This window comes from Arthrobacter sp. SPT-J7 (assembly GCF_059089965.1).
The window spans coordinates 1-10,988 of the sequence record NZ_JBNHFF010000102.1; the positions used below are offsets into that span (position 1 = coordinate 1).

The following is a 10,988-nucleotide window of genomic DNA, read 5'->3' on the forward strand; positions in this document are numbered from 1 at the left end:
GCGTCGATGCTCCAGGAGCCAACGCCGGGCCAGGCAAAGATCTTCTCCGCGAAGAAGCCGCCCGCAAAGATGGCCGGAATGGTGAAGGCGATGCTTTGGGCCACGGGAATGAACGAGACCCGCAGTGCGTGCCGGGAAATCGCCTGGTTCCGGGTCAACCCCTTGGCGCGCGCGGTCCGGACAAAGTCCGCGTTCACGTTGTCCAGCAGGTATTGGCGCTGCGCAATCTGGTACGAACCCCACCCCACGAGCGTGATGGCGATCGTCGGAACCGCGTAATGCGCGAGCATGTCCACGAACTGCGCCCACCCCGGCTCAATCCCGGGCGTGGAGATGCCTGTGACAAAGAAGATGCGCTCCCCCACCGTTTCGTTGATGTTGATGGCGCCCAACTGCACCAGGAAGTACGCGATCGGGGCAGGCACGATGTAGGCGAGGTAGCTGTAGGACGTGATGACACGGTCCTGGAACTTGTACTGGCGCGCTGCCGAATAGACCCCGAGTGCAACGCCGATGACGAGCGTGAGAATGATGGACGCCAGGAAGAGCCGGGTGGAGATCCATACCCGGTCCCCGAACTCGGCGTTGATGAAAGCACCGTTGGGGCTGCGGCCCCAGTCCCAGCGGGTAACGATGGCCGTCAGCCATTCCACGTAACGCTCCCACGGACTCAGGTCCGGATCCAGGCCCTTGAGGCGCATTGAGTTTGCCACCTGTTCGGGGGTGGGCCGGGGGATCCGTTCCTGCTCAAGCAGCGCGGGCTTGAGGGAGCTGACCGCCAGGAAGTATCCCGCCGAGGTGGTCAGGAAGATCATAAAAACGTACGTGATGCCGCGCTTCGCGAGGTACCTGAGCATGGCGCTAGTTCAGCTTCGCCACCGGCAGCTGGACGGTAGAACCCCGCGGTGTCAGCAGGCTGGCCAGGCTGTTGGGCATATCAACAATCACGTGCTGGATCCTTCCGTTATCCCCGGATCAGCGGGGGTTGTGCCGCCTCATCGGTCCTCTGCCAGCGGATAGCTGGGCTCCCGCAGCCTTTGCAGGCCTAGCCCTTGTGGACTATGTCGCGGGTCACATTCCAGAGGAAACTATCACAAGCAGTCCCCCAAAAAGGGCTGGTTGCGGGCAAACCCCGATGCCCGTATCAGATCGTTATGAATAATCCTGTAAATCTGAGTGACTGCCGGCAGGAACAAGGACCGGCGAAGTCTAGACCGCGGTGACAACCCGTGTGACAAGCTCCCTCCACGAGTCATTGAGCCGGTCCGGATCCACTCGATGCATGCGGACCAAATTAAGGAGCCGGTCCGGTGCCAGCGTGGCACCCAGGGTACGCGCCATCAGCCATGGGTCGGCCGTGAACCCCTCTTCCCTGAGCAGCACCTCGATATGGCGGTGCCACAGGGCAGCAGCGGGAACTTCAAAGCGGCCCCGGGAGGAGTTCTCCGCGGCGAGCGCCAGGTCACCGAATTCCATCACGTAGGCAATCCGTTCCACGCCGAAAGCAATGAGGCGCTCCAGACCACGTGCACCCGGGCCCAGGGGCGGCGGCCCGAACATGAAGCGTGCCTGAAAAGCGGCCTCCGATTCGCTCAGGAGGGTGAGCATGAGTCCGGCCCGGCTACCGAACCGGCGGAACACAGTGCCTTTGCCCACCCCGGCGTGCTCGGCGAGCCGATCCATGGTCAACGCTTCTGCCCCGCATTCGCCGATCAGGTCGCGGGCCGCCTCGAGTAGTCGCTCCCGATTCCGCGCGGCATCGCTGCGTTCCACCGCCTCGCGCGGCGACAGTCCGGGGCTCATTGGGATGAAGCTCACATTCCACAGTCTAGACCTGGGGAATAAGAACCGGACCGCAGTCCGTTTAGATGGGTGAAGGCACGAAGAGCCTTAGCTGTTACACGGCATGCGGCCCCTCCCGCCGCCCTTACCCCAGGAGTTCCCATGACCAAGAGCACCGTCCTCACCCTCGTCGGCAGCCTCCGCGCCGAGTCCACCAACCAGAAGTTGGCCGAAGCAATCCAGCTGAACGCCCCCGAGCAGGTGGACGTCGTTATCCACGAAAACCTGGGCAACATTCCCTTCTACAACGAAGACATTGACGTCGAAGGCCAGGTTCCCCCCGCTGCTGCCGCCCTGCGCGCCGCAGCGAACGACGCGGACACTCTCCTCCTCGTCACCCCGGAGCATAACGGGACGGTGCCCGCAGCACTGAAGAATGCCATCGACTGGCTGTCCCGCCCCTTCGGTGCCGGCGCCCTCGCCGGTAAGCCCACCGCCGTCGTCGGCACTGCGTTTGGCCAGTACGGCGGCGTCTGGGCCCAGGACGAGGCACGCAAGGCAGCAGGAATCGCCGGCGCCCAGGTTCTCGAGGACGTCAAGCTCGCAGTGCCGGGTTCCATGGTGCGCTTCGCTGAAATCCACCCGAAAGACGATGCAGAGGTCGTGGAGCAGATCAAGGGCGTGTTTGATGCCCTCGCAGCTTCCCAGCCTGCGGCATAACGGGCCTTCTGCGGTGCCCGGTTCACCATGCGCCGGGCGCCGCTGCGTTTAAGCCTGCCTTGTTCTAAAGCGCCGGATGTCCGCGCCGTCCCGCTTGACTCTGGCCGCACTATTCAATCGTTGCTAGCGTGACGGAATGAGCCCCTCGAAGACCCCGGCTGAGATCATGGACATCGGCGGCGCGGAAGTTCGCGTCTCAAGCCCGGACAAAGTGGTGTTCCCCGGGCCCGGGCTCACGAAGCTGGACCTGGTGCGGTACTACCTTGCGGTGGCGGATGGTGCGCTGCGCGGCGCCGGCGGGCGGCCCATGGTGCTTAAGCGTTTCCCGAAGGGCATCGACGCCGAACCGTTCTTTCAGAAACGTGTGCCCGAGAACCACCCTGGCTTTATCGACACCGCCACTCTTCGCTACGCGTCCGGCACATCGGCCGAGGAGGCTGTGATCCGGGATGCCGCAGGACTGGCGTGGGTAGTGAATCTCGGCTGCCTCGACCTCAATCCGCACCCCGTGCGGGCAGAAGACCTCGAGCACCCCGATGAGCTTCGGGTGGACCTTGATCCAATGCCGGGCGTGGACTGGTCGCAGATTGTGGACGTCGCCTATGTAGCACGGGAGGTGCTCGACGACATGGGACTGGTCGGCTGGCCCAAGACAAGCGGCTCCCGCGGCCTCCACATCCTGGTGCGCATCGCGCCGCACTGGTCATACCGTGACGTGCGGCTCGCCGCCGAGACCCTGGCACGCGAAGTCGAAAACCGCGCCCCCGGCCTCGCTACCGCCCGGTGGTGGAAGGAGGAGCGCGGCGAGAGCGTGTTCGTCGACTTCAACCAGAACGCCAAGGACCGCACGGTGGCATCCGCATATTCGGTCCGGCCCCTCCCCGATGCACGGGTCTCAACACCGCTGTCCTGGGACGAGGTGCGCTCCGCCCGTCCCGAGCAGTTCACGATGCACACCGTACCCCGGCGCTTCGCAGACATCGGCGACCCCCATGCAGGGATCGACAATGCCGTAGGCAGACTCGAAGGACTTCTCACACTGGCGGCCGAGTTGGGCCCTGCGGAAAAAGCGCCTCGGAGCGGTGACGGTTCCGGCCGCCGGCAGTCGGTGATGCCCCTGATCGAGGTGGCCCGCACCAGAACCAAACCGGAGGCCCTCGCGGCGCTCGACGAATGGAAGTCCCGGCATGCGGACCTCGTCCCCGCCCTGCACCCTGCGGATGTTCTGGTGGACGGGATGCGCGGATCGAGTTCGCTGTGGTATCGCGTAAGGGTGAACCTGCAGCACGTCCCCGAGGCTGAACGGCCGGTGCAGGAGGAACTCATCGCCGACTACGATCCCTGGGCTGGCAGGGAGTGGCCGGGGCGCACGGGATCCTGACCTTGGCGCTGCCGCGCATGGGGTTTTAGTGCCGTGACCAACTCTTATCCCAACCGGTACCTCGCGGACATTTTTTGCCGGACGGGCCAGCCGTACCGTTAATCCACGGACGTACCGGGACGGGATTGCGGTGCAGGAATGGCAAGAAGGCCGATTGCTGGAAGGCGGATGGCGGGTGCACGCGCCGTAATGGCGGTATCCGCCCTGGCGCTTCCGCTGTGGGCCGCCGGCTGTGTCAGCCCGCCCCCTCAACATACACCACCGCCTTCCTCTGCGCCCCTCCTCGACGCCGGCCCCACTCCCAGTCCGGCGACCGCGCCCACCGTACCCGCTCCCCAGCCGGAGTCTCCGCCGCCGGAGGAAACAGCCGGGCAGACGCAGGGCGGTGCCCCCACGCCGCCCGCCAGGACTGCCGCCGGCGACATGCCTGAGGCTTCACCCGCGCCGAAAGTACAGCCGTCCGAGGACCCCGCCTCACCTGAGCCGGTTCCCTCGGGCAGTGCCGCAGACTCGCACAACGTGACCGCTTACTACGTGCTCCTGGACGACGGCGGCAGCAACGGGGTGCGGTTCGGCTGCAATGACAGCCTGGTGGGGGTAGTCCACACCACTTCCGCCGGAGAGGACCCGCTTACCGCTGCCATCCGCGCGCTGCTGGACGCGCCGGCCGATGCGGGCGAGCCACGGGCGTCAACGGACGTCTACAACGCTCTCCTGGGCTCGGACCTGGAGTTCCTTTCGGGAAGCTTCGACGGCACCACCGTCACGGTGTACCTCGCCGGGACGCTCAGCATGGGAGGCGTCTGCGACCTCCCGCGGGTGGAGGCCCAGCTGACCCAGACGGCCGTGTCCGCCGTGGGCGCCATCCGGGCGGAGATCTATATCAACGGGCGAAGCCTGGCCGAGTTCTTGCGGCAGGACTGACCCGCCGCTTCAGCCGCCGCAATACGTGCTTACTCAACGGCTGTTGCCTATTCATCAACAACTGGCTGTATCCTGATTGATGTGAGCCACGAGACACTGGACGCCGCAGCACAGACGCTGCCTGCCGAAGCCATTGATGCCATCGAGCGGGCGGCAACGTCCGCCCACCGCCATGAGGAACTCTTCTCAGAGCGCGCCGCTAATATCCGTCAGTCTGCCGTCAGGGACGTCTTCGATATCTCCCTGCGCCCCGGGCTGGTTTCCCTCGCCGGCGGAAGTCCCTACCTGCAGTCGCTCCCCCTTGACCGGTTGGCCGCCACTGCAGCAACGATCATCGCGGAGGACGGCCTAACGGCCCTGCAGTACGGCAGCGGCCAGGGCACGGAAGAGTTGCGGACCCAGATCTGCGAAGTGATGGCCGCCGAGGGCATACTCGATGCCCTGCCCCGGAATGTGGTGATCACTGCAGGGTCGCAGTCCGCCCAGGACGTCGCCACCAAGGTCTTCTGCAACCCCGGGGACGTGGTGTTGGTGGAAGGCCCTACCTATGTGGGCGCCCTGAATACCTTCGAGGCGTACCAGGTCCAGGTGGAAACAGTGGAGATGGACGGGGACGGCCTCGTTCCGGAGCTCCTTGAGGCGAAGATCGCCGCGTTGCAGCTCGCGGGCAAGAGCGTGAAGTTTCTGTACACCATTCCGAACTTCAACAATCCCTCCGGAATTACCCTCGCCCAGGAACGCCGGCAGAAGATCGTGGACATATGCCGCAAGGCTAATATCCTGATCCTCGAGGACAACCCCTACGGACTCCTGCGTTTCGACGGAGAACCGCTGCCGCCCCTCCGCGCCGACAACCCATCGGACGTCATCTACATGGGCTCCTTCTCCAAGATCTTCGCCCCGGGACTCCGCATCGGTTGGGCCCTGGTGCCTGAACACCTGCAGCGCCGGTACTACCTGGCGGCCGAAGCTGTGACCCTGTGCCCGCCGGCCCTTAACCAGATGCTGGTGTCCGCCTACCTGCGCGACTACGACTGGCGGGGCCAGATCAAAACGTACCGTGGGCTGTATGCGGAGCGGTGCCGCGCAATGCTCGCTGCCCTTGAGGCACACATGCCCGCCGGGACCAGTTGGACCAGCCCGGAGGGCGGGTTCTTCATCTGGGTGACCCTGCCGGAAGGGGTGGACACCTACCCGCTGCTGCACAAGGCAATCGACGCCGGAGTGGTGTTTATCCCCGGCGCCGCCTTCACGCCGTCAGACGAGCCGTCCAACAAGCTGCGCCTGGCCTACAGCGCGGTGCCGCCGGAGGCCATCAGGGAAGGCGTGAAGCGGCTGGCGCCAGTACTGCGGGAAGCCATCGCCGGGCTGTAGCCTTGGGCACACTGACTCAGCCGCATTAACCAAGCAAAGGAGCAACATATGAGCGGAATCATCGTTGTAGGGGTTGACGGCAGCGGTACAGCCAAGAAGGCAGCGGAGTCCGCCCGGGACCTCGCCACAGCCCTGGGTGCCGCGCTTCACGTCGTCTCAGCCTTCGACAGCGACCGCACGGAGGTCTTCGGCAGCGGCAGCGACCAGTGGATCGTGTCAGACGCCGACGCCGCCGAGCATGTGGCCCGCACCGTCGCCGAATCCCTGGGCCGGGACATCAAGGTGACCTACTCCGCCGCCCGCGGCCGTCCCGCCGACGCCCTCATCAAAGAGGCTCTGCGGATGGAAGCCCGCATCATCGTGGTCGGGAACCGCAGAATGCAGGGCATCGGGCGCGTCCTCGGGAGCGTGGCCAACAGCGTGGCCCACAACGCTCCATGCGACGTCTACATCGCCAACACCTACGACGCCGACTAGAAGTTACCGCGGACACTCCCCGTGGTGGCGGAGGTCGCTACGGGGAGTGTCTGTTCTCACGCCTGATACGCCAGTGAGGCCTCGGCGCAACGATAAAATTGGATAGGCCCCCGATGGAGCGGACACTCAGCATCCACAACTATCCAGGGGCACCATTGATTACTTTTCAGCGCCGCCAGCTCGTAGGCCATGACATCCTCCTGGCCCGCCACGGAAACCACATCTGCTCCATGCGCGTTGACCGCAGCAACGGCAGGGTGGTGGCGCTGCTGGACGACGGAACCGTGGACAGCGCGCCCAACCTGATCACCCCTGGCCTTCAGCTTCCCGAGACTGTGGCCAGCGTGCTCCGTGAAGACTGGAAGCTGCTGACCGCGCTGGGTGGAGCAGGCGCCGTACTCAGCGGTTTGATGATCGCAGCCGCGGCTTCCCTCGGGACAGTGGTCGATCCCTCGACCGTCGAGATGCTCTCGGTCTACTCCACGTACTGATCTGCACTGTGGGCTAAGGCACCATCCAGCCGTGCAGCCCCCACCAGATAGCGGCCATCACCACACCGCCGAAAAGTGAACCGGCCACCACCTGCGCCAGCGTGTGGGCGCGCAGCACCACCCTAGACCAGCCCACAGCGGGAATAAGCAGCAGCAGCGGAAGCCACTGGGCGCCGAGCATCAGCACGGCAATCACTGCAGATGACGAAATTGCGGCAGCATGCCCGCTGATCTTCCAGAACGGGCTGACGCCCGCCAGCACAACCACCCCGGCCACCACTCCCAGGACCATGGCCACGACGCTCTGCGGGGCTCCTGCCGCAGTCAGCACCAGCAGCCCCGCAACAATCGAAGCCAGCGCCATCAGCAGTACGGGCGCCCGCTGTTTGCGGTCGCTGACGTGGTGGTCCGTGACTTTGCCCAGCCTCACAAGGACCAGCAGCAGCAACAGTGGGATAACGCAGACGAACAGCGCCGCCAGGGCGCCGTAAGCCATCGTTCCGGGAAAACCGGCCTGCGTCAGGGGGCTGATCAACAACTGCACGGCCACCACCACTGGCGGCTGCAATACCTCCGTGATCGATCTGGCGGCCCTGCTTTTGGCACGGATGCGACCGGCGTTAACGACCACTGTTTGTCAGTGTCCTAGTCCAGCAGCAGGGCCGGTTCCTCCAGGATGGCGGCGACGTCGGCCATAAAGCGGGCGGACAGGTCGCCGTCCACCACGCGGTGATCGAACGAACCGCCAAGGGTAGTGATCCAGCGGGGAATCACTTCACCGTCCAAAACCCAGGGCTTCTGCTTGATGGTTCCGAAAGCAACGATCGCCACCTCGCCCGGGTTGATGATGGGCGTCCCCGTGTCAATGCCCAAAGCCCCGATGTTGGTGATGGTCAGCGTCCCGCCCTGCATTTCAGCAGGCTGGGTCTTGCCCGCCCTGGCCGTGGTGGCCAAATTGTTCAGGGCAAGCGCCAGTTCCTTCAAGGACAAGTCCTGGGCGTTCTTAATGTTCGGCACCATCAGGCCCCGCGGTGTGGCCGCTGCGATGCCCAGGTTCATGTAGTGCTTGACCTGGATCTCGGCGCTGCCTTCGCCGTTGTCCACCCAGGTGGCATTGACGCTGGGGTTCCGGGCCGCTGCCCAGATCACCGCCTTTGCGAGGATGAGCAGCGGCGATACCCGGATGCCCTCAAAGTCACGCGAGGCCTTGAGCCTCTTGACGAACTCCATGGTGCGGCTGGCATCCACATCCACGAAAATGCTGACGTGGGGTGCCGAGAACGCCGAGTCAACCATCGCCTTCGCCGTGGCCTTGCGGACGCCCTTGACGGGGATCCGCTCCACCCGCTGGTCCTGCGGCTTTCCAGCTTTGCCCCAGAAGCCGTCAGCCTTGTCCAGCTCGGCGTCCCGCTGGGCCTGGTAGCTGACCAGGTCCTCGCGCGTCACTTCGCCGCGCGAGCCGGTTGCCACCACGTCTGCCAGGTCGATGCCGAGGTCACGGGCAATCTTGCGGACCGGGGGTTTGGCCAGGACCTTGTTCACCAGGCCCGTGATGGTGCCGCCAAGGGTAGGACGGTTGTCGAGGGCGTCGCCGGTTGTGTGGCCTTGAGCCGCCGTGGCAGCGCCCGCTGTGGCCTTTTCAGGTCCGGCCGTCACAGCAGCCGGGGTGAGGGGCTGCACGGGCTCCACTTCCGGGACGTTAGCCGTCATGGCGCCGGCTGCGCCTCCGGCGGTTGAGCCCGTCGAAATCCGCGGACGGCGCTTGACTGCGTCGGCCTTGGGACCGGAACCCACCAGCGGACCGCCCGCCAAGGCACTTGCCGATGTGTCGCCGTCGGACGCCGGAAGCGTGCCGTAAAGCGGCTGCACGGGGGTCTCGGGAGCCCGTACGTCAGCTGGCGTGGGATCACCGGCCACCTCGCTGCTGACGCTGATGATGGCGGTGCCGACGTCAATGGTGACCCCTTCAGGAACCAGCAGTTCGCTGACAGTGCCGGCAAACGGCGAGGGCAGTTCCACAATTGACTTGGCGGTCTCGATCTCGCAGAGGACATCGTTGATGGCGACGGCGTCGCCGGGCTTGACCTTCCAGGAGACGATTTCCGCCTCGGCTAGGCCCTCGCCGACGTCAGGCAGGTTGAACTTGTTGAGAGTCATGGTGTCCTCGGTTCGGGAAGCCCGGCTGCTGTTGGGGAATGGAAGCGGGGCGGAAAGGTTGCGGCGGCTCAGTAGGAGAGGGCGCGGTCCAGCGCCTCGAGAATGCGGTCGATGTCCGGAAGGTAGTCTTCCTCCACCTTGGCGACGGGATAGGGCATGTGGAAGCCGCCCACGCGGATCACGGGCGCCTCCAGGGAGTGGAACGCCCGCTCACTGATCCGGGCAGCGATTTCACCGCCGATTCCGCCGAAGGTGGGTGCCTCGTGGGCAACAACAAGCCGCCCGGTCTTTTTCACCGAGGCTGTGACGGTATCGAAGTCAAGGGGTGAGATGGAGCGCAGGTCAATGACCTCAACGCTGCGTCCGTCCTCCTCGGCCGCGTTCGCCGCAGCCAGCGCCACGGGCACCAGCGGTCCATATGCCACGATGGTGGCGTCCGTCCCGGCACGGAGAACATGGGCCTTGAAGGGGTCCGCCGCCAGGCCGGGGGCCTCGATGTCGACCTCTCCCTTGAGCCAGTAGCGGCGTTTGGGCTCGAAGATGATCACCGGATCCTGGCAGTCAACCGCCTGCTGGATCATCCAGTAGGCGTCGTGCGGGTTGGACGGGGTGATGATCCGCAGGCCTGCCGTGTGGGCGAAGAGCGCTTCGGGAGATTCCGAGTGGTGCTCCACAGAGCCGATGCCCCCGCCGTAGGGAATGCGAATGACCACGGGAACGGTGAGGTTGCCGTTGCTGCGGGCGTGCATCTTGGCCAGCTGGGTGGTGATCTGGTTGAAGCCCGGGAAAACGAATCCGTCGAACTGAATTTCACAGACCGGGATGTAGCCGCGCAGTGCGAGGCCGATGGCCGTGCCGATGATGCCGGATTCAGCCAGCGGGGTGTCCACGACGCGATCCGGGCCGAACTCGCCGATCAGCCCGTCCGTCACGCGGTACACACCGCCCAAGGCGCCAATGTCTTCACCCATCAGCAGCGACTTGGGGTTGTCGGTTAGTGCTGTGCGAAGGCCCTCGTTGATGGCCTTGGCGATGGTCATGGCGGTCATCAGTGGCCTGCCTCTTCAGTTGCGAAACCCGCCGAGTACTCCTCGAACCAGGCCAGTTCCTCTGCCACCAGCGGGTGGGCCTCCACGTACGTATTGGCGAAAGCGGACCGGATATCCGGAGTTTCCAGGTCATGGGTAGTGCGCCGGACGTAGGCTGCGAGCTCGTCGCCGTCGGCTTTCACCTTTGCAAAGAACGCCTCGTCGGCCAGGCCCTCGGAGCGCAGGTACTTCTCCAGGCGCAGCAGCGGATCCTTGGCGCGCCAGGCGTCCTCCTCCGCAGACTCACGGTACTTGGTGGGGTCGTCCGCCGTCGTGTGCGCACCAACCCTGTAGGTGAAGGCCTCGATCAGAACGGGGCCCTTGCCCTGGCGTGCGTGCTCCAGGGCCCACTCGGTGACTGCGTGCACGGCAATGACGTCGTTGCCGTCCACCCGAATGCCGGGGAAGCCATAGCCCTTGGCCCGGTTGGACAGCGGCACCCGCGTTTGCACGTTGGTGGGGACAGAGATGGCCCAGTGGTTGTTCTGGCAGAAGAAAACCACCGGCGCGTTGTAGGAGGAGGCGAACACCATGGACTCGTGGACATCACCCTCGGAGCTGGCGCCGTCGCCGAAGTAGGCGATCACGGCGGCG

12 protein-coding genes are annotated in these 10,988 nt (G+C 65.1%); 6 read left to right on the top strand and 6 right to left on the bottom strand.

The window, feature by feature from the left end; translation table 11 throughout:
- Window positions 1-857, bottom strand: an 857-nt coding sequence (locus AC5RWX_RS25090) for an ABC transporter permease (protein WP_494098998.1), incomplete at its 3' end; no start/stop codon positions are given.
- A 352-nt stretch (window positions 858-1,209) separates the two neighbouring features.
- Complete coding sequence (locus AC5RWX_RS25095) at window positions 1,210-1,818, bottom strand: TetR/AcrR family transcriptional regulator (protein WP_494098999.1); 609 nt, start codon at window positions 1,816-1,818, stop codon at window positions 1,210-1,212.
- Between the two features lie 126 nt (window positions 1,819-1,944).
- Between AC5RWX_RS25095 and AC5RWX_RS25100 the strand changes: the two genes are divergently transcribed.
- The 6 genes from AC5RWX_RS25100 to AC5RWX_RS25125 all read left to right on the top strand — a co-directional run bounded on the left by AC5RWX_RS25100 (window position 1,945) and on the right by AC5RWX_RS25125 (window position 7,149).
- The gene (locus tag AC5RWX_RS25100) at window positions 1,945-2,502 is read left to right on the top strand and encodes an NAD(P)H-dependent oxidoreductase (protein ID WP_494099000.1); all 558 of its coding nucleotides are present in this window, start codon (window positions 1,945-1,947) and stop codon (window positions 2,500-2,502) included.
- A gap of 136 nt (window positions 2,503-2,638) precedes the next feature.
- Window positions 2,639-3,883, top strand: coding sequence for a non-homologous end-joining DNA ligase (gene ligD / locus AC5RWX_RS25105; RefSeq protein WP_494099001.1), 1,245 nt, complete (start codon window positions 2,639-2,641; stop codon window positions 3,881-3,883).
- A 423-nt stretch (window positions 3,884-4,306) separates the two neighbouring features.
- On the top strand, window positions 4,307-4,807 hold the full coding sequence (locus AC5RWX_RS25110) for a GerMN domain-containing protein (protein WP_494099002.1): 501 nt from the start codon (window positions 4,307-4,309) through the stop codon (window positions 4,805-4,807).
- Window positions 4,808-4,888: 81 nt separating this feature from the next.
- Window positions 4,889-6,181: an aminotransferase-like domain-containing protein gene (locus AC5RWX_RS25115; protein ID WP_494099003.1), complete on the top strand. Its 1,293-nt coding sequence runs from the start codon at window positions 4,889-4,891 to the stop codon at window positions 6,179-6,181.
- A 48-nt stretch (window positions 6,182-6,229) separates the two neighbouring features.
- The gene (locus AC5RWX_RS25120) at window positions 6,230-6,658 is read left to right on the top strand and encodes a universal stress protein (protein ID WP_494099004.1); all 429 of its coding nucleotides are present in this window, start codon (window positions 6,230-6,232) and stop codon (window positions 6,656-6,658) included.
- A gap of 155 nt (window positions 6,659-6,813) precedes the next feature.
- Entirely contained in the window at window positions 6,814-7,149 is a 336-nt protein-coding gene (locus AC5RWX_RS25125) for a hypothetical protein (RefSeq protein ID WP_494099005.1), read from the top strand.
- A 13-nt stretch (window positions 7,150-7,162) separates the two neighbouring features.
- Here the strand turns inward: AC5RWX_RS25125 and AC5RWX_RS25130 are convergent, their stop codons facing one another.
- From AC5RWX_RS25130 to AC5RWX_RS25145, 4 genes are all read right to left on the bottom strand, one after another.
- The gene (locus AC5RWX_RS25130) at window positions 7,163-7,780 is read right to left on the bottom strand and encodes a phosphatase PAP2 family protein (RefSeq protein WP_494099006.1); all 618 of its coding nucleotides are present in this window, start codon (window positions 7,778-7,780) and stop codon (window positions 7,163-7,165) included.
- Between the two features lie 14 nt (window positions 7,781-7,794).
- Window positions 7,795-9,306 (bottom strand): dihydrolipoamide acetyltransferase family protein, encoded by a 1,512-nt coding sequence (locus tag AC5RWX_RS25135; protein ID WP_494099007.1) that lies wholly within the window; start codon window positions 9,304-9,306, stop codon window positions 7,795-7,797.
- Window positions 9,307-9,374: 68 nt separating this feature from the next.
- Entirely contained in the window at window positions 9,375-10,355 is a 981-nt protein-coding gene (locus AC5RWX_RS25140; protein ID WP_494099008.1) for an alpha-ketoacid dehydrogenase subunit beta, read from the bottom strand.
- On the bottom strand, window positions 10,355-10,988 hold a 634-nt coding region (locus tag AC5RWX_RS25145), incomplete at its 5' end, for a thiamine pyrophosphate-dependent enzyme (RefSeq protein WP_494099009.1). The genes AC5RWX_RS25145 and AC5RWX_RS25140, both read right to left, overlap by 1 nt.